The organism is Amycolatopsis sp. NPDC049253, from assembly GCF_040678995.1.
In the GTDB taxonomy this organism is placed as follows: domain Bacteria; phylum Actinomycetota; class Actinomycetes; order Mycobacteriales; family Pseudonocardiaceae; genus Amycolatopsis.
Genome location: NZ_JBFAQX010000001.1, coordinates 20,925 through 42,617 on the forward strand (window position 1 = coordinate 20,925; position 21,693 = coordinate 42,617).

Genomic DNA, 21,693 nt, shown 5'->3' on the forward strand with positions numbered 1-21,693 from the left:
TCGGTCAGACTGCGGAAAAGGGGGTGCGGCGAATGGAATCCGTGCGGCGAGCGTTCGTCCTCGCCGGCCTCGCGCTGCTGAGCTGGGCCGACGCGCTGATGGAGCTGCTCGCCTTCCTGCTGCTCTGCGTCGGGCTCGTGTTCTTCTTCACCCCTGCGATCGACTGGGCACGTGGGCGCTCGGCGCGCACCCGGGAGCTCGTCGGCCGCTGGTGCGAGATCGAGGTCGCGACGCCGTACCGGCCGGCGCCGCCGGAGCCTGAACGCGAGCGCGACGGCTGGTACCGCGACGGCAACCAGCTCTACAAACGCCCGTGGTGGATCCGCTGGAACCGACGTTTCACGTGGATCATGGAGGATCCGGCCACCGGCCGCGAGCTCCGCTGGCAACTGCTCAACCCGCCGTTCGCGCTGGTCACGGCGCTGCTTTCGCTCGTCACCGGTGCCCGGGCGCTGCGCTGGTACGGCCGGTGGACCCGCTTCTGGCTCGGCCCGCGCCCGCCCGCCGGGCCCGTGCGCAAGCGGTGGCTGCACCGGCACCTCGAGTCGTTCGGCCACCAGCTCGGGCTCCTCGCGCTGTCGCTGGTGCACCTGGGGTTCTCGGTGTGGCAGTTCGTGGTGATCATCGGCGCGGCCCCGGTCGCGGCGCCGCTCGTGGTCTCGTGCCGGACGATCGCCGACACCCTGCGCCGCGAAGCCGGCAACTGGACGGGGGTGCGCATCGCGCGGCCGTACCTGCCGCCGCCCCGGCTGCCGGTGCCGCGGCCGGACGGGCTCTACCAGGTCGGCAAGCAGCTGTACGACGAACCATGGTGGCCGGTCCAGCGCGCCCGCACGCAGTGGATCCTGCGCGACCGCGCCACTTGGCGCGACCTCGCCGGCGGCGCGCTGATCCCGGTGGTCTCGCTCCTGCTGACCGTGCCGACGGTTGCCTTGCTCGGCTGGGGCCTTACCGGGCTGGTCATCCTCTGGGGCTGGCGGCCGTTCGTATCCTCACCGGTCCAGTGGTTCCCGCTGTCCGAGGTCGCGACGCACCTCGGCGCGCTCGCTCAGACGCCGGTGGCGCTCGCGCTGATCGTCGCGGGCCTTGCGCCCACGACCTGGCTAGCTCGCGAGCAGGCGCGGTTCGCCCGGCTGTGGCTCGGGCCGACGGAAGCGATGCGGCTCGCGCAACGCGTGGCGCGACTGGACGAGTCGCGCGCCCACGTCACGATCGCCCAGGCCGCCGAGCTGCGCCGCATCGAACGCGACCTGCACGACGGCATCCAGTCCCGGCTCGTGGCCATGGGCCTGAAACTCGGCGCGATCGAGGCACTCATCGACAGCGACCCCGAATCGGCCAAACGCCTCGCAGCCGAGCTGCGCACGGCGTCCTCGGACGCGCTGACGGAGCTGCGGCTGCTCGTGCGCGGCATCCACCCGCCGGTGCTGTCCGAACGCGGGCTCGTCGACGCCGTGCGCGCGGTCGCGCTCGACAGCCCGCTCAAGGTCGACGTGACGGCCGACGTGCGTGGCCGCGTCGAGCAACCGGTGGAGGCGTGCGTCTACTTCGCCGTGTGCGAGCTTTTGGGCAACGCGGCGAAACACGGCGGCGCGCACCGGGTTTCGGTCTCGCTGGCGCACGCCGACGGCACGTTGCGCGTGGTCGTGACCGACGACGGCAGCGGCGGCGCCGAAGCCGCGCGCGGCTCGGGACTTCGCGGAATCGAGCGCAGGCTGGATGCTTTCGACGGTACGTTGAGCCTCACCAGCCCACCGGGCGGACCGACCGAGGCGATCCTGGAGGTGCCGTGCCAGACACTCCCGGAACCAGCGGCCCCGGCACCGGCCGGCCCCGAACCGTCATCGCCGAAGACCAGTACCTCCTCCGAGACGGCCTGACCCACCTGCTCACCGCGCACGGCTTCGACGTCGTCGCCGCGGTCGGCTCCGGCCCGGAACTCGCCGCGGCACTGCGGGAACACCGGCCGGACGTGTCCGTTGTGGACGTTCGCATGCCGCCGACGAACACCGACGAAGGCCTGCAGGTGGCGCTCGCGGCGCGCCGGGAAATGCCCGGCCTGCCGATCCTCGTGCTGTCACAGCACGTCGAACAGCTCTACGCCCGCGAGCTGCTGGCCGACGGCACCGGCGCCGTCGGCTACCTGCTCAAGGACCGCGTGTTCAACGCCGAGCAGTTCGTGGACGCCGTGCGCCGCGTCGCCGCCGGCGGCACGGCCATGGACCCCGAGGTGATCGCGAAACTGGTGGCGGGCAACGCGAACGACCCGCTCGCGGCCCTGACCCCACGCGAACGCGAGGTGCTGGAGCTCATGGCCGAGGGCTGCTCCAACGCCGCGATCGCCGCCCGCCTGCACTTCAGCGAGGGCGCCGTCGGCAAGCACACGGCCAACCTCTTCGCGAAGCTCGGCATCGCCGCCTCCGACGACACGAATCGCCGTGTTTTGGCCGTGCTCGCCTACCTCGGCGCTGGTTGATCCCTTGAAACGCTAGTCCCGCGAAACCCGCACCATCTCGTCGCGCTCCACGACCTTGATCCGCTCCCGGCCGTGCGGCTCGCCCAGCGACTTCTCGTGCGCGTCGAGCTTGCCCCAGCCTTCCCACGTGGTGAACGGAATCCCGCGCCCGGTCAGGAATTCGAGGATCGCGTCGGGGGAGTCGTGCTTCGGGGGCACGAGGGTCTCGGCGTCGGCCAGCAGGCTCGCGACGGTCTCCGCCGCGTCGCCCTTCGTGTGGCCGATGAGGCCGATCGGGCCGCGCTTGATCCAGCCGGTGACGTAGACGCCGGGCAGCTGGTTCTCGTCGAGGTCCAGCACGCGTCCGGCCTGGTTCGGCACGACGCCCGCGACGTGGTCGAACGGGATCTCCGGCAGGTGCGACGACAGGTAGCCGACCGCGCGGTACACGGCCTGCACGTCCCAGTCGTGGAACTCGCCCGTGCCGCGGACGCCGCCTTCGCCGTCGTACTCGGTGCGTTCGGTGCGCAGGCCGGTCACGCGGCCGTCGTCGCCGACGATCTCGGCCGGCGAATGGAAGAAGTGCAGGTGCAGCCGCTTGGGACGGGTGCCCTCGTCGCGGATCGCCCACTGCTGCAAGGTCTTCACGACCATGTCGATCTGCTTCGACGCCCGCAGCGCGGTGATGCTGGCCTCGTCGAACTCCATGTCCTCGGGGTGCACGATCACCTCGACGTTCGGCGAGTGGTCGAGCTCGCGCAGCTCCAGCGGCGTGAACTTCGCCTGCGCCGGGCCGCGGCGGCCGAACACGTGCACGTCGGTGACGGGGCTGGCCTTCAGGCCTTCGTAGACGTTGGCCGGGATGTCGGTGGTGAGCAGCTCGTCGGCCGTCTTCGCGAGGATGCGGGCGACGTCGAGCGCCACGTTGCCGACGCCGAGCACGGCGACGGAGGTCGCGGTCAGCGGCCAGGTCCGCGGCACGTCGGGGTGGCCGTCGTACCAGCTCACGAAGTCGGCGGCGCCGTGGCTGCCGTCGAGGTCGGCACCCGGGATGTCCAGCGGCCTGTCGGCCATCGCGCCGGTGGAGAAGATCACGGCGTCGTAGAACTCGCGCAGCTCGTCGAGCTTCAGGTCGGTGCCGTAGTCGACGTTGCCGAGCAGGCGGATGTTCGGGCGGTCGAGCACCTTGTGCAGCGCGGTGACGATGCCCTTGATCCGCGGGTGGTCGGGCGCGACGCCGTAGCGGATCAACCCGAACGGCGCGGGCATGCGCTCGAACAGGTCGATCTGCACGTCGGCGTCGGACTTGTCCAGGATGTCGGCGGCGTAGATACCGGCGGGGCCGGCGCCCACGACCGCTACGCGAAGGGATCGGCTCACCATACCCACGGTAGGTTAGGGCTACCTAACTTTCACTGTGATCTGGCGTACGGTCCAGCAAATGGGACGCAGTAAGGTGGCCGCATGCGCGTACTCGTCGTCGACAACTACGACAGCTTCGTCTACAACCTGGTGCAGTACCTGGCGCAGCTCGGCGCCGACTGCACGGTGTGGCGCAACGACGTGGTCGACCTCGAACGCGTCCCCGAGTTCGACGCCGTGCTCGTGTCGCCCGGCCCCGGCACCCCCGAGCGCGCCGGCCAGAGCATCGACGTCATCGCGAAGTGCGCCGAGACGCGCACGCCGATGCTGGGCGTCTGCCTCGGCCACCAGGCCCTCGGCGTGCACTTCGGCGCCACCGTGGACCGCGCCCCCGAGCTGCTGCACGGCAAGACCAGCCAGGTTCGTCACGAGGGCAAGGGTGTGCTCGCCGGCCTGCCCGACGGTTTCACCGCCACCCGCTACCACTCGCTGACCGTGCTGCCCGAGACGATCCGCGACGAGATCTTCGAGGTCACCGGCCGCACCGAATCCGGTGTGGTCATGGGCATGCGCCACCGCGAGCTGCCGCTGGAGGGCGTGCAGTTCCACCCCGAGTCCGTGCTCACCGAGGGCGGGCACCGGATGCTGGCCACCTGGCTGGCCTCGACCGGCCACCCTGTCGACCCGAAGGTGGTCGACGAGCTGGAACGCGCCACGAAGGCGCTGCAGAAGGCCGCCGCTGCGTGACCACCCCGCTGATCCGGCTCGCTGGGGTCGGTAAGCGGTACGGCGGCGGCGAGCTGGTGCTCGACGGCGTCGACCTGACCGTGCCCGCCGCGTGCGTGGTCGGGATCCTCGGGGCCAACGGCTCCGGGAAGTCCACGCTGCTGCGGATCCTGGCGGGCGTTTCACGGGTGAGCCTCGGCTCGGTCGAGGGCACGCCGTCGATCGGCTACCTGCCCGACCGGTTCCCGGGCGGGCAACGGCTGAGCGCACGGTCGTACCTGCGGCACATGGCGCGCATGCGCGGACTTGCCGACCTGTCGACGATCGACCCGCTGCTGGAGCGGCTCGCGCTGGTCGGCGGGCCCGATGCCCAGCTGCGCACGCTCTCTAAGGGCAACGCGCAGAAGGTCGGCCTCGCGCAGGCCGTGCTGCCGCGGCCCGACCTGCTGATCCTCGACGAGCCGTGGTCGGGTCTCGACGTCGGCACGCACGCGGTGCTCGGCGAGCTGGTGGCCGAGACGCGGGCGCGCGGCGCGAGCGTGGTGTTCACCGACCACCGGCCGGCCGTCGTGCGCGAGCACGCCGACGCCGTCTACGGCATCGAAGGCGGTCGGCTCACGGCCGTGGGCGTCCCCGCGGAAACCGAGCCCGCCACCCGCATCGTCCTGGCGGGTACCGGCACCGACTGGACGGCCGAACCCGGCGTGCGGCACGCGATCGCGGAGGGTCCGCACGTGGTCCTGACCGTGGACGCGACGAGCGCCGACGCGGTGCTCCTGCGCGCGCTGTCGGGCGGCTGGTCCGTGCGGGAGGTGGCGCCGTGCTCGCGGTAAGCCGCTACTACCTGGCTCTGCTGGGCCATTCCCAGCGCTACCTGCCGGCGGTGCTGGCCTACCTCGCGCTGTCGGTGATCCTCTACTCCGACCCGCACTCGCCGGTGCTGCCGCTCTACGGCGTGAGCAGCGGCGCGCTGGTCGTCCTCGGCTGCTGGCTCACGATCGCGGTGCTCGACATCGAGGATCCGGTGCAGCGGCTGGTCACGCTCAGCCACGCGCGCAGCCGCCTGCGCACCATCGGCGGCGCGGTGCTGGCTGTGTTCGGCTGCCTGGTGGTGCTCATCGTGATCACGATCGTGTGGTCGGCGATCAGGACGTGGCAGCTGAACTGGAACGCGTTCGGCGTCGGCCTGGTGGCGCTGACGGCGAGCGGGCTGCTCGGGATCGCGATCGGCCTGCCGTGCTCGCGCCTGCTGGTCGGGCGCATCGGCTGGACGGTGCTCGCGGCCGTGCTCGTGCTCGGCCTGGTCCTGCTGGGCAAGTGGGTGCCGCTGGTCCACCCGCTGATCACGGCGCTGACCAACGGCGCGCCCTACGGCAGCTCGCTTGTCCTCGCCGCGGCCGCCTCGGTGGTCGCGCTGGGCGTGAGCGCCGGTGTCGTCGGCTGGCTGGCGGGCCGGCGGGCCTGACCTCGGAGCGGTTGGCGCATGCTCCGAGGTGGATCTGCAAATTGCACATGGCAATTTCCTGTTCGGATCTTCCGGAGATCACCCCGGGCACGCTAATGTCTTGCCTTCACCCATGCGGGTGGCGCCGGCCAGCAGCAAATACTGCTGCGGAGAGAGCCCGCGGCGTCGGGAAACGCTCCGGCGCCGCGGGTGGGTCTACCGGTCCACCGGCATTCGTCGGCTGCACGACGCGCCCGTGCCGACGGCGGATGCCGGTGCCCGGCCGGAGCGATCGCACTGAGTCAGCTGCAAATTGCAGTCAGCAATGCAGGATGGCGGTCTTCCTCAGCTGCAGCGCGTCGGTTACCCTCGCGCCGTCTGTTCACCCGTGAGGGGAGAGTCGTGACGGCTGGGATCGCCGCGATTACCGTGGCCGGCTCGGGTGACGAGCTGCACCAGCTCGCCTCGTGGCTGCGTTCCGAGGACGAGCTCCGCGACCGCGTCCGGCTGGCCGAGAGACCCGTGTCGGACGACGCGGCGGGTGACGCCGTGGTCGTGATGGTGAGCAGCCGGTCCGTGGGCACGCTGTGCCGCTCGCTGTTCGGCTGGCTGCGCAAGGGCCGCGGCGACGAACGCGTGCGGCTCAAGCTGAAGCGGTCCGGCGCCGTGGAGGAGCTGGACGTCGACTGCGGTTCGGGCAGCGATGTCGACGCGGTGCTCGCGAGCGTCCGCGGATTCCTGGACCAGGACTGAGAAACTTCCGGAGAAAGCACAGGGCCCGCACGGAAACCGTGCGGGCCCTGTCGCGTTTCAGCGGTTCATGGTCGATGCGGGATGCCCGGGAGTCCGGGGCTGCCCGAACTCGTCGGAGTGCCGCCGTCGTCCTGCTCCAGGATCGTCAACGTGACGTTCTGCGTCGGCGAGATCGTCTGGCCGGCGTCCGGGTTGGTCCGGATGACCGTGCCCGGCTGGCCCGCGCCAAAGTGCACCGACTGGACGGTGATGTTGCCCGACCAGCCCAGCTTCTGCAGTGACTGTGTGGCCTGGTCTTCGGTCTGACCGGTCAGGTCCGGCATCGAGAAGCTCTGCGGCCCCTTGGAAACCGACAGCGTGATCGCCGAACCCGGAGCGACGGACCCGCCGTTGGGCTGCTGGTTGACGACCGTGTCCTTCGGCTCGTTCGAGTCGACGTCGGTGCGGTTGACCGTGAAGCCGAGAGCGGTGAGCTGCTTCTTGGCGTCGGCGAAGGTCTTGCCCGTCGTGTCCGGCACCTGCTTGAGCTGCAGGTCGCCGCCGATGGTGATGTTCACCTTCGTGCCTTCGGGCGCCGTCTGGTTCGGGGTCGGATCCTGTGAGATGACCTTGCCGACGTCGTCCTGGCTGTCGACCGGCTTCGACGTGACGTTGCCCAGCTGCATCTTGGCGTCCTGGAGCGCCTGCGATGCTTGGTCCTGGGTCTTGCCGGTCAAGTCCGGCACCGTGCCCTGACCGGGCCGGACACCGACGGTCAGCACGATCTGCGTGCTCGTCGCGACGTTCTGGCCGGCACTCGGGTTGATCGCGAGGACCTTGTCGATCTGGTCGTCGCCGCAGGTCTGGCCATTGGGGTTGGTGCTCGGGTCCGCGGCTCCGCACACCACGGGCACGTTCGCCCCGAACGACGAGAAGCCCGCCGCCTGCAGCTCCGACTTCGCCGTGATCGTCGGGTGGCCCACCACGTTCGGGATGGTCGCGGTGGTGGTCTGGGCACGGAACGCACCACTGAGCCAGAAGATCAGCAGCACCACGCCGGCCACCAGCAGAACCGCGACGATCGCCAGGATCGTGCGGTTGCGGCGCTTGACGCGCGGGTCCTCGTCCGGCTCCTCGGCGTACTCCTCGTAACGCTGGGGCTGACGGCGGTCCTGGTTCATCACCTGGGTGCGCTCGTCCTCCGACATCACCATCGGAGCGGACGGACGCTGGCCCGAGAGCGTGCGCACGAGGTCCGAGCGCATCTCGGCGGCCGACTGGTACCGGTTCGCCGGACCCTTCGCCAGCGCCTTGAGCACCACGGCGTCGAGCTCCGGCGTCACCGCCGGGTTCACCGACGACGGCGGGTTCGGGTCCTCCCGCACGTGCTGGTACGCCACGGCCACCGGCGAGTCACCTGTGAACGGCGGCTCACCGGTGATGAGCTCGTAGAGCACGCAGCCGGCCGCGTACACGTCGGAACGGGCGTCGACGGCTTCACCGCGCGCCTGCTCCGGCGAGAGGTACTGCGCGGTGCCGATCACGGCGGCCGTCTGCGTCATCGCCGACTGGCCGTCGTGCATCGCGCGGGCGATGCCGAAGTCCATGACCTTGACGGCGCCGTTCTTCGTGATCATCACGTTGGCGGGCTTCACGTCGCGGTGCACGATGCCGTGGCGGTGGGAGAAGTCCAGCGCCGCGCAGACGTCGGCCATGACCTCCATGGCCCGCTTCTGCGACATCGGGCCCTCGGTCTTCACGATGTCGCGAAGCGTCCGGCCCTCGACGTACTCCATGACGATGTAGGGCAGGTTCCCGAAGTCGGTGTTGGCCTCGCCGGTGTCGTAGACCGCCACGATCGCGGGGTGGTTGAGGGCGGCCGCGTTCTGCGCCTCGCGGCGGAAGCGTTCCTGGAACTGGGGGTCGCGGGCGAGGTCCGCGCGCAGGACCTTGATCGCGACTTCCCGGCCCAGACGCACGTCGTGTCCGTGATGGACCTCGGACATACCTCCGTAGCCGAGCGTCTCGCCCAGCTCGTACCGATTGGAGAGCAGTCTGGGTGTGCTCATCTCTGTGTGCCGTTCCATTCCGTCCAAGGTGTGGTCATGATGCCTTGCAGGCCCTGCTTCTCGCTCGCACCCGGTTCGGCGGGTCCGCCTGCAGTCGGTCCTCCGGCGCGGCCGGTCGGCTCGACCGGCGCCGGTCTGCCTGTGTCCACGCTTCTCGGTGTCTGCCCGTTGCCGGTGCCCACCACTTTGGCGATGACGAACGCCGCTGCCACGATCACGGCGACCACGATCACCGCGAGCAGCACCCACCAGCCCCACTGGCTCTTCCGCCGCGGCACGGGCGGGTGCACGGGGTGCACTGAACCCGGCGTCAGCGGCGGGAACCCGGGGTTGGAACGAGGACCGATGGGCACGTGGGGGAGCTCGCCGGCCTGCGGCATCCCGGGGGGCGGCGACGGCGGGACCTGGCCGGCCGCGTAGGCGGCGTTGACCAGGCCGAGCGGCGTCGGCAGGGGGTGCCCGGCGCGGACGGCCGCGACGGCGGCGGCGAACTCGCCACCGCTCGCGTAGCGCTGCCGGGGGTCCTTGACCAGCGTGGCCTCGATGACCGCGCGCGCACCCGGCGGCACGTCGGGCGGCAGCGGGGGCGGGATGTCGCGGATGTGCATCATGGCGACGCTCACCGCGTTCTCCGACAGGAACGGCCGGTGGCCGGCGAGGCACTCGTAGCCGCACACGGCGAGCGAGTAGACGTCGCTGGCCGGCTCGGCGTCGTGGCCCAGTGCCTGCTCGGGCGCGATGTAGTGCGCCGTGCCCATGACCATGCCCGATCGCGTGACCGGGGCGGCGTGCGCGGCCTTGGCCACGCCGAAGTCGGTGATCTTCACCTGGCCGGCCGGCGTGACGAGGATGTTGCCCGGCTTCACGTCGCGGTGCACCAGGCCCTGCTCGTGCGCGGCCTGCAGCGCGGTGCCGGCCTGCTCCAGCAGGTCGAGTGTGTAGTCGGCCGAGAGGCGCCCGTGCTTGGCGAGGATGCCCGCGAGCGGGTCGCCCTCCACGAACTCCATGACCAGGTACGCGATGGGCAGTGCGTCTTCCTCTTTGCCGCCCTCGGTTCCGGCGAACGTCTCGCCGTAGTCGTGCACCGCCGCGATCCCGGCGTGGTTGAGCGACGCCGTCATCCGGGCCTCGGTCCGGAACCGGTGCAGGAACTCGGCGTCGCCGGAGAGCTCGGCCTTCAGCACCTTCACCGCGACGACCCGGTCGAGCCGGGTGTCGCTCGCCTGCCAGACCTCGCCCATCCCGCCGACGGCGATCCGGTTCGTCAGCTTGTAGCGCTCGGCCAGCAGCTGACCCGAGGACAGCATGGGTCACCCACCCCCGAGGCGCGCGGCGATGGCGGCCCGGCCGATCTCGGCGGCGACGGAGCCACCGGTGGCGGCGAGCCCGCGGTTGCCGCCGTTCTCGACGATGACCGACACGGCGATCTGCGGGTTGTCCGAAGGCGCGAACGCGGTGTACCACGCGTGCGGCGGCGTGTTCTTCGAGTCGGTGCCGTGCTCGGCGGTGCCGGTCTTCGACGCGATCTTCAGCGCGGGGTTCTTGCCCTTGCCCGCGGTGAAACCCTCCGACGCGATCATCATCTGCGTGAGGATCTGGTCGTTCTCCGGCGACAGCGCCGGCGTGCCGGTGAGCTGCTCCGGGTCGGTGTCCTCGATCGTCGAGAGGTCGGGCGCCAGGATCGACTGCACGAGCTGCGGCTTCATCGCCATGCCGCCGTTGGCGACGGTCGCGGCGAGCAGGCAGTCCTGCAGCGGCGTGAGCCGCACGTCGCGCTGGCCGATGCCGCTCTGGTAGAGCGCGCCCTGCGAGTCGAGCGCACCGACGGTGGACGGCGCCACCTTCATCGGCACGGTGAGGTCGGTCTGGCCGATGCCGAAGTTCGCGGCCGTGGCCTTCATCTTGTCGGCGCCGAGCTGGCCCGCGAACGTCGCGAACGGCACGTTGCACGAGTGCGCCAGCGCGTCCTTGAACGTGTTGCCGGGGCAGGTCTCGCCGGCGTAGTTCTCGAGCGTGGTGTTGGTGCCCGGCAGCTTCACGTTCGGCGCGGTGTTGATCACGGTGTCGGGGCCGATGCCGGCCTCGAGCGCGGCCGACGCGGTGACCAGCTTGAACGTGGACCCCGGCGGGTAGGTCTCCGAGATCGCCCGGTTCAGCATCGGGTTCTTCGGGTCCTTGGAGTAGTTGGCCCAGGCGGTGTTCTGGTCCTTGCCGTGCGACGCCAGCGCGTTCGGGTCGTACGACGGCGTGGACACCATCGCGAGGATGCGGCCCGTCTTCGGCTCCATCGCCACCACGGCGCCGGTGTAGCCGTGCTGGGTCATCAGGTCGTACGCGGCCTTCTGCACCTTCGGGTCGATCGTGAGCTTCACGTTGCCGCCGCGCGGGTCGCGCCCGGTGACCATGTCCGACAGGCGGCGCACGAACAGCCGCGGGTCGGAGCCGTTGAGCACGTCGTCCTCGGCGCGCTCGAGGCCGCCGGCGCCGTAGTTGATCGAGTAGAACCCGGTGACGGGCGCGTACATGGGGCCGTCGGTGTAGGTGCGCGTGAACTTGAACTTGTCGCTGGAGGCCTTCACCCCGGCCAGCACCACGCCGTCGGGCGTGACGATCTGGCCGCGCTGGCGCGAGTACTCGTCGTAGAGCACGCGCTGGTTGCGCGAGTCGGTGCGGTAGTCGTCGGCCTTCACGACCTGGATGTAGGTGTCGTTCGCGAGCAGCAGGACGATCATCACGAGCATCGCCATGCCGACCTTGCGCAGGGGAGTGTTCACGCGGTCCTCCCGTCACCGTTGGGGCTGCCGCCGGCCGGCGGACGCTGCACCAGCACGGTGTGCGCCTCGGCGATCGGGGCCTGGGGCTGCTGCGGCTTCGCGCGCTTGGCCGGCTTGCGCGCTGCGTCGGAGATGCGCAGCAGCAGCGCGACGAGGATGTAGTTCGCGAGCAGCGACGAACCACCCTGGGAAAGGAACGGCGCCGTGATCCCGGTTTCCGGGATCAGCGCCGTGACGCCGCCGACGACCACGAAGATCTGCATCACCATCGTGAACGCGAGCCCGCCGCCGAGCAGCTTGCCGAACGTGTCGCGCACGGCCAGCGCGCTGCGCATGCCGCGCATCGCGATCAGCAGGTACAGCATCAGCACGGCGGCCAGGCCGATGAAGCCCAGCTCCTCGCCGATCGACGCGGTGATGAAGTCGGTGCTCGCCGCGGGCACGATGTCCGGCCGGCCCGCGCCGAGACCGGTTCCGCCGACCCCGCCCGTGCCGAGCCCGAACAGGCCCTGCGCGAGCTGGTAGGAACCGCCGAGCTCGTCGTAGCGCGGGCCCAGCGGGTTGAGCCAGTTCTCCACGCGCTGCTGGACGTGTGTGAAGAGGTTGTAGGCGATGATGCAGCCGCCGATGAAGAACGTGAGCCCGACGACGACCCAGATCACGCGCTCGGTCGCGACGTAGAGCATCACCAGGATGATGCTGAAGTAGAGCAGCGACGTGCCGAGGTCCTTCTCGAACACGAGGATGCCGATGCTCGCCGCGGCGGCGATGAGGATCGGGCCCAGGTCACGGGCGCGCGGCAGCTCCACGCCGAGGACCTTCTTGCCCGCCACCATGAACAAGTCGCGTTTGGACACCAGGAACGACGCGAAGAAGATCATCAGCAGGATCTTCGCGAACTCACCGGGCTGGATCGAGAAGAACGGCAGCTTGAGCCAGACCTTCGCGCCGTTGACCTCGGACAGGCTCGACGGCAGCACCGCGGGCAGCGCCAGCGCGGCGATGCCGATGAGGCCGAAGGTGTAGCCGTAACGCGTGAGGGTGCGGTGGTCGTTGACCACGACCAGCACGACCACGAACAGCGCCAGCGAGATGACCGTGAACAGCACCTGCTTGGTCACTTCGGGGCTGTACTCGCTGCCCTTCTGCGCGGCCTGCTCGGCTTCGGCCAGGTCGAGGCGGTGGATCATCACCAGCCCGATGCCGTTGAGCAGCGCCACACACGGCAGCAGCACCGGGTCGGCGTACGGCGCCCACCGGCGCACGGCGAGGTGCGCGGCCGTGAGGACACCGAGGTAGGCGAGGCCCAGCCACAGGATCGAGAGCGTGAGCTCCTGCTCCTGGTTGGCCTCCACGAGCACGAGCGCGAGGGTGACGATGAACGCGGCGAACGCCAGCAGCAACAGCTCGGTGCCCCGGCGCTTGGGCAGCTCCCGGGGCGGATTGGTCGCAAACTGGGCCGACAACGGGTCGGCCAGGGGCTGACCCATCAGTTACCGCCTCCTGTCGGCGCCGTACTCGACGTCGAGCAGTCCCTCCCCGCAGGCTGGTTCGCCGACGAAGACGCGCCGCTCGAAGGCGGCGGAACAGCGCTGCTCGACGACGCCGGCGGACCGCCGGGAGCCGTCGGCACGCCGGAAGTGGTGCCGGGGGTGGCCGGCGGGCAGTCGGACAGCTGCTTGCGCAGGCGCAGGAAGTCGTCGATGTACGTGCGGGCGTCGTCGAGGCTGTCGCGCTTCACGCCGTTCTGCACGGCGATGCGGGCGTCCTCCTGCAGAGCCGGCACGCGCAGCTTGTCGGTGCACAGCGTCCCCGGCGGGCACGAGCCCTGCTCGAAGGAGTGCAGCTGGATGCCGAGGATGCTGCCCGGCACCCCGCGGTAGATCACGACCTCCTGGTCGGGACCCTCGCCCACGTAGTACTGGCTGAGCACGAAGTAGCGGGTCGCGATCGCGGCCGCGGCCAGCACGATCAGCACCACGACGGCGCCGACGAGCCAGCGGAACCGCTTGCGGCGCTTGGCCTTCGGGTCCTCCTCGAACGCCTGCGGCTCGGGCCGCGGCTGAGGAGGCGGCTGCGTGAGCGCCCGGGCCCGCGCGGCCGGCGAGTCGCCCTGGTGCTGCTCGTCGCTGCCGTCGCCGGCTGCGCCGCCCACGATCGGGGCGTCGTCACCGAAGTCGACGTCGACCACGTCGGCGATGATCACGGTGACGTTGTCCGTACCACCGCCCTTGAGGGCGAGCTCGATCATCCGGTCCGCGCAGTCCTGCGGGTCCGGGATGCGGATGGCCTCGGACATCGTCTCGTCGGAGACCATGCCGGACAGACCGTCGGAACAGATGAGGTACCGGTCACCGGGACGCGCTTCGCGCACGGTGAGGCTCGGCTCGACCTCGTGCCCGGTGAGCGCCTTGAGCAGCAGCGAACGCTGCGGGTGCACCGCGGCCTCCTCGGCCGTGATGCGGCCCTGCTCCAGCAGCTCGTTGACGAAGCTGTCGTCGCGGGTGATCTGCGCGAACTGGCCGCCGCGCAACAGGTACGCGCGGGAGTCGCCGACGTGCACGAGCCCCAGGCGGTTGCCCGCGAAGAGCACAGCGGTGAGCGTGGTGCCCATGCCGTCGAGATCGGGATCCTGGGAGACGAGCTCGGCGATGGCCGCGTTGCCGTTGGTCACGGCCTCGCGGAGCTGACCGAGCAGGTCGTCGCCCGGCTCGTCGTCGTCGAGCGGGGCGAGTGAGGCGATGACGACCTTGCTGGCCACCTCACCGGCCGCGTGGCCGCCCATACCGTCGGCGAGCGCGAGGAGGCGAGGGCCGGCGTACACGGAGTCCTGGTTGTTCGAACGAACCAGGCCCCGGTCGCTGCGGGCCGCGTAGCGGAGGACGAGAGTCATGGGCGAAGCTCGATCACCGTCTTGCCGATCCGGATGGGGACTCCGAGCGGGACCCGGAGGGGTGCAGTGACCTTAGCCCGGTCGAGGTAGGTCCCGTTCGTCGAGCCCAGATCTTCCACGTACCAGTCCTCCCCGCGCAGGGCGATGCGGGCGTGGCGCGTCGACGCGTAGTCGTCGTCGAGCACCAGCGTCGAGTCGTCGGCGCGGCCGATCAGGATCGGCCGGCCATCGAGCGCGATGCGGGTGCCCGCCAGCGCCCCGTGGGTCACCAGGAGCTGCTGCGGGGCCTTGCTGCCCCGCGGCTTCTTCTCCTTGTTCCGCCGGAACGAGGGCACCTGCACCCGCAGGCCGGACGCGGCGTAGAGATCCGAACGGACGACCCGCAGGGCGGCGAACACGAAGAGCCAGAGCAGCACGAGAAAGCCCACTCTGGTGAGTTGAACGACCAGCTCTGGCACTTGTTGTGTCCGCTCCCGACTCTGCCTGCAAGCCGCGGCGCGCGCGCACCGCGGATCCCCCCGCACGACAATTCTGCGGGAACCCCGTCACCGGCCTCTGCTCAGCCCTGGGTTCGGAACACCAACGAAGAGTGACCCACCCGGATGACGTCCCCGTCGGCCAGCTGCCACGTCTGCACCGGAGTCCCGTTCACGGTCGTGCCGTTGGTGGACCCGATGTCGGCGAGCGTGGCGCTCTGGCCGTCCCAGGTGATCTCCAGGTGCCGGCGCGACACCCCGGTGTCGGGCAGGCGGAAGTCGGCGTCCTGGCCACGACCCACGACGTTGCCGCCCTGCTTCAGGGAGTATGTCCGGTTCGAGCCGTCGTCCAGCTGCAGGCTCGCCGCGAGCGCGCGACCGGCCGCGGGAGCGGGCTGGCCGTAACCGGGCTGCTGCTGGGCGTACGGGTCGGCCGGGGCCTGGCCGTAACCGGGCTGCTGGCCGTACGGGTCCGCCGCCGGCTGGCCGTAGCCGCCGCCCTGCTGGGGCTGGCCGTACTGGTCGTAGCCGCCTTGCTGGGGCTGGCCGTAGCCCTGGTCGTAACCGCCCTGCTGGCCGTAGCCGCCGCCCTGCTGGGGCTGGCCGTACTGGTCGTAGCCGCCTTGCTGGGGCTGGCCGTAGCCCTGGTCGTAACCACCCTGCTGGTAGCCCTGGTCGTAGCCGGGCTGAGCGGCTCCGCCCTGCTGGGGCTGGCCGTACTGGTCGTAGCCGGGCTGCTGGCCGTAACCCTGCTGCTCGTAACCGCCCTGCTGGCCATAGCCCTGGTCGTACCCGGGCTGCTGGCCACCCTGCTGTCCGTAGCCGTACTGGCCCTGCTGGCCGTACGGGTCACCCTGGTCGTATTGGCCGTATCCGGGGGGCTGGCTCATTGCTGGGTCTCCTGCGTTGCTGGGTCGTGCCGACCGTGACGAGCCACCGGGTCCACTCGCGTGGGCGTCGGGATCGACGGACGAACGGGTCTTGAACTGTCCAGTATGCAGCGCCTCGTTGCGCTCGAGTGATACGACGACGTCACCATAGGTCTCCCAGCCGTGCTCGGCGAGGTGTTCGCCCACAGCTTGTGCGAGAACCGCAGTGACCCGCTGCTCGTCACCGGCCATCCGATCGTGGTCAGCCTGCCCCAAGGACACGATGTAGTGATTCGGGGCGAGCTGTCGACCTCCGGCCAGCTCACGAACGTTTTCCTCGCCTTCCCGCTCGAGCGCCACCGCCACTTCCTGCGTGACGACGTTGCCACCGAACATGCGCGCGAAGGTGTTCCCCACGAGGTTCTCGAGACGCCTGTCGAAGCGCTCTACCCGACCCACCTGGGGTGACCTCCTCGCACGTGTGCTTCCGCACCGATCCTATCCGGGAGAGGAAGCCTCGACACGACCCCCGCTGAAACCCGTGAAAACCCCCTGCTACGCTTTGCTGGCTGTCAGAGAGAAGCAACTCGGGCGAGTGGCGGAATGGCAGACGCGCACGGTTCAGGTCCGTGTGTCCGAAAGGACGTGAGGGTTCAACTCCCTCCTCGCCCACCTTGGTCGGAGCCCCAGTCGCTAGCGCGACTGGGGCTCCTCCCGTTTGTCGGTCGTTATTGCTCCCGGGGGGCCGAGCCCCCCGGACCCCCACGGTGCCTCCGGTGCTGACCCAGCGTGGTCCAGACCCGTAGCCGTCGCCGCAGCCGTAGCCGTCGCGTTGAGCTGGGGTTATGAGGTTTGTCATGCGGTGGGCGTGGGGGATTCATGGGCGGGTGGTGAGGGCTGTGTCTACGCCGGCGGCCGGCTGACACCCAGGGTGGGGGCATGGGTAGGGAAGCGGTTGTCGAGGTGGATGGGCTGAGGGTCGAGTACGGGTCCTTTGTCGCGGTCCACGGGTTGAGCTTCACGGTGCGGGCCGGTGAGGTCTTCGGGTTGCTGGGGACGAACGGTGCGGGCAAGACGTCGACGATGGATGTGCTGGAGGGGTACCGGCGACCGTCGGCCGGGAGTGTGCGGGTGTTCGGGGTGGATCCGGCCAACGAGCGCGAGAGGGTTGCTCCTCGTGTCGGGATCATGTTGCAGGAGGCCGGGTTCTTCGATGACCTGACGGTGGTCGAGTCCATTCGCGCGTGGCGGAGGTTCACGGCCGATGCGATGACGGTGGACGAGGCCGTCGAGCTGGTGGATCTGGGGAAGGTGCGCCAGACCAGGGTCGGGAAGCTGTCGGGTGGGGAGAGGCGGCGGCTGGACCTGGCGCTGGCGGTGCTGGGGCGGCCGGAGCTGCTGTTCCTGGACGAGCCGACGACCGGGCTGGACCCGCAGGCGCGGCGGCGGACGTGGCACGTGCTGGAGAACATGGTCGCGGGCGGCATGGCGATCCTGCTGACCACGCACTACATGGAAGAGGCGCAGTACCTCGCGAACCGCGTGGCGATCATGGACCGCGGGCGGATCATGCGCCACGGGTCCGTGGCCGAGGTGATCGGGGCCGACCACGGGTCGACGGTCACGTTCGTCAGCGAGGTGGCGGTGCCGGTCGAGCTGGCCGGGGTCTCCGACGACGGGCGCCACTACGAGCTGAGCAGCACGGATCCGCAGGCCGACCTGCACCGGCTGTTCGACTGGGCCGCTCGCGCCGGAGCGCGGATCTCGGACCTCGAGGTCCGGCGCAACTCGCTCGAAGACGTTTTCCTCAAGGTGGCCGACGAGGCCGCCCTCGCCACCACCGCGAAGGAGCGCTGATGACCGCCATCGCCCCCGCGTACGCCGGACCTCGTCGTTCACTCGGCTTCTGGCGCTACACCTGGTCGCAATTCCTGTTGTCGCAGAAGGTGCACTGGCGCGATCTCGGATTCGCGCTCACCGGTGTGCTCATTCCGCTCGGGCTCGGCATCGGATTGCCGGCCAGCCAGCACGGCAAGGGCGCCATCGCCGGCGTCGACGGCGGGGTCTACCTGCTGCCCGGGATGATGGGATTCGTCCTCGTCTGGATCGTCTACAACGTGGTGAACTCCGCGACCAGCCGGCGCGGAAAACTGATTTACAAACGCCTTCGCGGCACGCCTTTGCCGGACACCGCCATCATGACCGGCGAAGCGATGAGCGGATCGGTCACGAGCATCGCGCAGGTCGTGGTGCTGCTCGTTTTCGGGCTGACGTACCTGGGTGCGCCGGCGCCGGCCAACCCGCTGTTGCTGCTGGTCGGCGTGGTGCTGGGGGCGTTCACGTTCGCGGTGCTCGCGATCGGCGTGTCGGGTCTGCTGCCGACCAGCGAGGTGTCGACGTGGATCGTGACGCCATTCCTGTTCCTCATGATGTTCGCTTCCGGGATCGTTTTCCCGCTGTCCGAAATGCCGCACTTCCTGCAGGTGCCGGTGCAGTACCTGCCGTCGAGCTCGGTCGTGGAAATCCTGCGTACCGCTTATCTCGGCCGCGACTTCGCGTCGAATCCGGCAACGGCACAGCTGCCGCACCAGGTCGGATTCCTGGAGTCGTTCAGGGCGTGCGTTATGCCCCTGGGACTACTGTGTGCCTGGATCGGCGTTTCCCTCGGCCTGGGCAAGCGCTTCTTCAAGTGGGACCCGAAGCGGTCGAGCTGAGCAGGAGGAGACGTGGACCGGTGGAACCCCGGGACACTGGGCCGCGTCGTCGCGCTGCTGATCCTCGGGACCACCGCCGCGTTCACCGTCGAGGCGTTCTTCCTGTGGCTGAGCACCCACCCCTCGGTGCTCGACGTGCTCTTCGCGGTGCTGGCCGGCGCGGGTGTGCTGGCCGGCACCGGACGCATCGTCTGGGCGGTCGTGCGCCGTTCCGCCGCTCGTGGCGAGCACCTGGTGGACGTGGCGATCGCCACGAGCCTGGCGTTCGCGCTGCTGCTGGCGTTCGGGCCCGCGTGGCTGGCGCTGCCGTCGCTGGTCGCCGGTGTCTCCGCGATCAGCCTCACGGGACTGAAGCGCTGGATCTTCCCGTTGGTCGTGCTCGTCGTCACGGCCGCTCTCGCCCTCTTGATGCAGGTGCCGGCGTACGCGGTGGCCGAGGTGCTGCTGCGCTCGCTGGTGACGATCGTCGTGCTGGCGGGGATGGGGCTGCTCGTCACCTACGCGGCCGAAGTCCACGCCAACCGCGACGAGCTGGCCCGCATGGCCGTGGTCGAGGAGCGGCTGCGCTTCGCCCGTGACCTGCACGACGTGCTCGGCCGTGGCCTGTCGGTGGTGCGGCTGAAGGCCGAGCTGGGCGTGCGGCTGATGGACACCGACCACGAAGCCGCCCGCGCGCAGCTGGTGCAGATCGCCGAGCTGGCCGGCGGGTCCGTGACCGAGCTGCGCAAGGTGATCGCCGGCTACCGCCAGCCGAGCCTCGCCGAGGAGCTGCGCGGCACGTCGTCGATCCTCAGCCTCGCCGGTGTCCGCGTGGTCGCCGATCCGGTGCCCGAGGGACTGCCCGCGCCCGTCGCGGAGGCGATCGGCTCCGCCATCCGCGAGGGCGGCACCAACATCCTGCGGCACAGCGCCGCCGAGAACTGCCGCGTCGAGTTCGTGCGGGACCCCTCGTGCGTCCTCGTGCGGATCCGCAACGACCGTCCGCACGCCGGCGGCACCCGCGCCGGGCACGGCCTCACCGGCCTGGCCGAGCGGCTCGCCGCCGTGCGCGGCACGCTGGAGCACGGCGAGGCCGACGGCGATTTCGTGCTCACCGCTCGCGTGCCCCTTGACCTGCCGAGGAAGAGCTCATGACCTTGCGGATCGTGCTGGCCGAGGACCACGCCCTGCTGCGCGAATCGCTGCGCACGGTGTTCAGCCTCGCCGACGACATCGACGTGGTGGCAGCCGTGGACAACGGCGCCGATGCGCTGGAGGCCATCCGGCGCGAGCGCCCCGACGGCGCCATGGTGGACATCGACATGCCGCGGATGTCCGGGCTCGAGGTGGCCGAGGCCGTGCGCGGGGAGGGGCTGGACTGCAGGCTGCTCGTGGTCACCAGCTACGGCAAACCCGGCTACCTGCACCGCGCGATGCGGGCCGGGGTGCGCGGGTTCGTCACCAAGAACATCTCGCCCGACGACCTGATCACGGCCGTGCGCAAGGTCTGCACCGGCGGCCGGCACGTGGACCCGGAGATCGCCGCCGACGCGCTGGCCGTCGGGGAGACGCCGCTGACCGAGCGGGAGCTGGACGTGCTGCGCCTGTCCGGGGCGGGGCTTCGGCCCGCCGAAATCGGCGCTCGGCTGTCGCTGGCAGAGGGCACGGTGCGTAACTACCTGTCGAGCGCGCTGACCAAGCTCCAGGTCGACAACCGCGTGGCCGCGTACCGCGTCGCCGAAGAGGCAGGATGGCTGTGATCGACCTGCTGGAGCTGTACCAGGACCTCCACACGCACCCCGAGCTGGCCGGAGCGGAGAAGCGGACGGCGGACGTGCTCGCTCGTGAGCTGACCAAGCTGGGTTTCACCGTGCGTAGCGGAATCGGCGGCCACGGCGTGGTCGCGGCATTCGAAAACGGCGCCGGGCCGACGGTGGCCTTGCGGACCGAGCTGGACGCGTTGCCGTTGACCGAGCGCACCGGTCTGCCGTACGCGGCCGACGGTCCCGTCATGCACGCCTGCGGCCACGACCTGCACCTGACCGCCGTGGTCGGCGCCGTTCGCGAGCTCGTGGCGACGCGCGCGGAGTGGCGCGGCCGGGTCGTGGTGCTCGGGCAGCCGGCCGAGGAGACGCTCGAAGGCGCGCTGGCGATGGTGGCCGACGGGGTGCACGACGTGTTCGGTGCGCCCGACGCGGTGCTGGCCCAGCACGCCGTGCCCGGGCCGGTCGGCAGGGTGGGCCATTCGCCGGGGCAGATCACCGCGCCGTGCGCCGAGCTGGCGATCACCGTGCACGGCCGGGGCGGGCACGCGGCCGTGCCGCACCTCTCGGTGGACCCCGTCGTGCTGGCCGCGCACCTCGTGGTGCGGCTGCAGTCGGTGGTGGCGCGGGAGACGAATCCGGCCGATCCGGTTGTGGTCACGGTCGGCTCGGTGCACGCGGGCGACGCGGCGAACGTGATCCCGGACCGCGTGGAACTCGGGGTGAGCGTGCGCGCGGCGAGCGACGGCGCGCTGGCCCGGGCGCTGGCCGCGATCGAGCGCGTGTGCCGGGCCGAGGCCGCCGCGTCGGGCGCGCCGGTGGAACCCGAGATCGTGACGGTGCGCGCGGCCCCGGCGACCACGAACGACCGGCAGCTCGTGCTGGCCGTGCGTGCGGCGCACCTGGCGGGGCTGGGCGCGGACCGCGTCGGCTGGACGCCGCCCGTGGCCGCGGCCGAGGACTTCGGCCACCTGGCCGCTCTGCCGGACGGCGGGACCGTGCCGCTGTGCTACTGGACGCTTGGTGTCGGCACGCGCGGCACCAACCACTCACCCGACTTCGCTCCGGAACCGGCAGCGCTCACGGACGGGTGGCGGGCTCTCGTCCTCGCCGCGCGGGCCGTACTCGCTGTAGCCGAGGAGTAGTCACTCCGGCACCCATAGTTGATCTACCTTAAGGGAACCCTAGGAGAAACCTAAGATAGCTGTCAGCTAACTACTCCAGACGGGTGACATGTGTGATTTACCCTCCACTTGCATACCGGGTTGGGTTTAGCGTTCCCCTTGTGCGAATCGCTCAGCGCGAATAGCACGAAACTGGGGAATCAAAAGCCTGGGGGGGCTTGCGTGATGAGAACTGTTTTGGTTGCCGCGTTAGTCGTTGTGTCCGTTTTATTCGGTATGACCGTTGCTGAGGCCAGTGTCCCGGCGCCTCCGA

At 70.4% G+C, this 21,693-nt stretch carries 19 protein-coding genes and 1 tRNA gene; 12 read left to right on the forward strand and 8 right to left on the reverse strand.

Annotation, left to right across the window (positions count from 1 at the left end; genetic code table 11):
* The first annotated feature begins 32 nt into the window (after nt 1–32).
* Both AB0K15_RS00140 and AB0K15_RS00145 read left to right on the forward strand, forming a co-directional pair.
* Nucleotides 33–1,880 (forward strand): histidine kinase, encoded by a 1,848-nt coding sequence (locus tag AB0K15_RS00140; protein ID WP_364043428.1) that lies wholly within the window; start codon nt 33–35, stop codon nt 1,878–1,880.
* Nucleotides 1,877–2,476 (forward strand): response regulator transcription factor, encoded by a 600-nt coding sequence (locus AB0K15_RS00145; RefSeq protein ID WP_364045311.1) that lies wholly within the window; start codon nt 1,877–1,879, stop codon nt 2,474–2,476. The genes AB0K15_RS00140 and AB0K15_RS00145 overlap by 4 nt, the downstream gene beginning before the upstream one ends.
* Before the next feature lie 12 nt (nt 2,477–2,488).
* Here the strand turns inward: AB0K15_RS00145 and AB0K15_RS00150 are convergent, their stop codons facing one another.
* Nucleotides 2,489–3,808: an FAD-dependent oxidoreductase gene (locus AB0K15_RS00150; RefSeq protein WP_364045313.1), complete on the reverse strand. Its 1,320-nt coding sequence runs from the start codon at nt 3,806–3,808 to the stop codon at nt 2,489–2,491.
* Between the two features lie 111 nt (nt 3,809–3,919).
* On the opposite strand from AB0K15_RS00150, the gene AB0K15_RS00155 reads away from it, so the two are divergent.
* From AB0K15_RS00155 to AB0K15_RS00170, 4 genes are all read left to right on the forward strand, one after another.
* Nucleotides 3,920–4,564, forward strand: coding sequence for an aminodeoxychorismate/anthranilate synthase component II (locus AB0K15_RS00155; protein WP_364043431.1), 645 nt, complete (start codon nt 3,920–3,922; stop codon nt 4,562–4,564).
* 8 nt (nt 4,565–4,572) lie between these two features.
* The gene (locus AB0K15_RS00160) at nt 4,573–5,376 is read left to right on the forward strand and encodes an ABC transporter ATP-binding protein (RefSeq protein ID WP_364045315.1); all 804 of its coding nucleotides are present in this window, start codon (nt 4,573–4,575) and stop codon (nt 5,374–5,376) included.
* Nucleotides 5,364–6,008 carry a hypothetical protein gene (locus AB0K15_RS00165; protein WP_364043434.1) on the forward strand — a complete coding sequence of 215 codons (645 nt, stop codon included), beginning with the start codon at nt 5,364–5,366 and terminating at the stop codon, nt 6,006–6,008. The genes AB0K15_RS00160 and AB0K15_RS00165 overlap by 13 nt, the downstream gene beginning before the upstream one ends.
* Nucleotides 6,009–6,389: 381 nt before the next feature.
* Nucleotides 6,390–6,740 carry a hypothetical protein gene (locus AB0K15_RS00170; protein ID WP_364043437.1) on the forward strand — a complete coding sequence of 117 codons (351 nt, stop codon included), beginning with the start codon at nt 6,390–6,392 and terminating at the stop codon, nt 6,738–6,740.
* A 65-nt stretch (nt 6,741–6,805) separates the two neighbouring features.
* Here AB0K15_RS00170 and pknB read toward each other — a convergent pair whose 3' ends face one another.
* From pknB to AB0K15_RS00205, 7 genes are all read right to left on the reverse strand, one after another.
* Nucleotides 6,806–8,788: a Stk1 family PASTA domain-containing Ser/Thr kinase gene (gene pknB, locus AB0K15_RS00175; protein ID WP_364043440.1), complete on the reverse strand. Its 1,983-nt coding sequence runs from the start codon at nt 8,786–8,788 to the stop codon at nt 6,806–6,808.
* A complete protein-coding gene (locus tag AB0K15_RS00180) occupies nt 8,785–10,095 on the reverse strand; it encodes a serine/threonine-protein kinase (protein WP_364043443.1) in 1,311 nt (436 codons plus the stop codon). The genes pknB and AB0K15_RS00180 overlap by 4 nt, the downstream gene beginning before the upstream one ends.
* Before the next feature lie 3 nt (nt 10,096–10,098).
* Nucleotides 10,099–11,562 (reverse strand): penicillin-binding transpeptidase domain-containing protein, encoded by a 1,464-nt coding sequence (locus tag AB0K15_RS00185; RefSeq protein ID WP_364043446.1) that lies wholly within the window; start codon nt 11,560–11,562, stop codon nt 10,099–10,101.
* Entirely contained in the window at nt 11,559–13,052 is a 1,494-nt protein-coding gene (locus AB0K15_RS00190) for an FtsW/RodA/SpoVE family cell cycle protein (RefSeq protein WP_364043449.1), read from the reverse strand. The genes AB0K15_RS00185 and AB0K15_RS00190 overlap by 4 nt, the downstream gene beginning before the upstream one ends.
* Nucleotides 13,052–14,455, reverse strand: coding sequence for a PP2C family serine/threonine-protein phosphatase (locus tag AB0K15_RS00195; protein WP_364043452.1), 1,404 nt, complete (start codon nt 14,453–14,455; stop codon nt 13,052–13,054). The genes AB0K15_RS00190 and AB0K15_RS00195 overlap by 1 nt, the downstream gene beginning before the upstream one ends.
* Nucleotides 14,452–14,913, reverse strand: coding sequence for an FHA domain-containing protein (locus tag AB0K15_RS00200; protein WP_037718919.1), 462 nt, complete (start codon nt 14,911–14,913; stop codon nt 14,452–14,454). Before AB0K15_RS00200 ends, AB0K15_RS00195 begins: the two co-directional genes overlap by 4 nt.
* Before the next feature lie 101 nt (nt 14,914–15,014).
* Nucleotides 15,015–16,259 (reverse strand): DUF3662 and FHA domain-containing protein, encoded by a 1,245-nt coding sequence (locus tag AB0K15_RS00205; protein ID WP_364043455.1) that lies wholly within the window; start codon nt 16,257–16,259, stop codon nt 15,015–15,017.
* Nucleotides 16,260–16,389: 130 nt separating this feature from the next.
* Between AB0K15_RS00205 and AB0K15_RS00210 the strand changes: the two genes are divergently transcribed.
* From AB0K15_RS00210 to AB0K15_RS00235, 6 genes are all read left to right on the forward strand, one after another.
* Nucleotides 16,390–16,472 (forward strand) — tRNA-Leu (locus AB0K15_RS00210).
* A 267-nt stretch (nt 16,473–16,739) separates the two neighbouring features.
* The gene (locus AB0K15_RS00215; RefSeq protein WP_364043458.1) at nt 16,740–17,657 is read left to right on the forward strand and encodes an ABC transporter ATP-binding protein; all 918 of its coding nucleotides are present in this window, start codon (nt 16,740–16,742) and stop codon (nt 17,655–17,657) included.
* Complete coding sequence (locus tag AB0K15_RS00220; RefSeq protein ID WP_364043461.1) at nt 17,657–18,514, forward strand: ABC transporter permease; 858 nt, start codon at nt 17,657–17,659, stop codon at nt 18,512–18,514. Before AB0K15_RS00215 ends, AB0K15_RS00220 begins: the two co-directional genes overlap by 1 nt.
* Nucleotides 18,515–18,526: 12 nt before the next feature.
* On the forward strand, nt 18,527–19,648 hold the full coding sequence (locus AB0K15_RS00225) for a histidine kinase (RefSeq protein WP_364043464.1): 1,122 nt from the start codon (nt 18,527–18,529) through the stop codon (nt 19,646–19,648).
* A complete protein-coding gene (locus tag AB0K15_RS00230) occupies nt 19,645–20,253 on the forward strand; it encodes a response regulator transcription factor (RefSeq protein WP_364043467.1) in 609 nt (202 codons plus the stop codon). Before AB0K15_RS00225 ends, AB0K15_RS00230 begins: the two co-directional genes overlap by 4 nt.
* Complete coding sequence (locus AB0K15_RS00235; protein ID WP_364043470.1) at nt 20,244–21,401, forward strand: amidohydrolase; 1,158 nt, start codon at nt 20,244–20,246, stop codon at nt 21,399–21,401. Before AB0K15_RS00230 ends, AB0K15_RS00235 begins: the two co-directional genes overlap by 10 nt.
* The last annotated feature ends 292 nt before the right edge of the window (nt 21,402–21,693 follow it).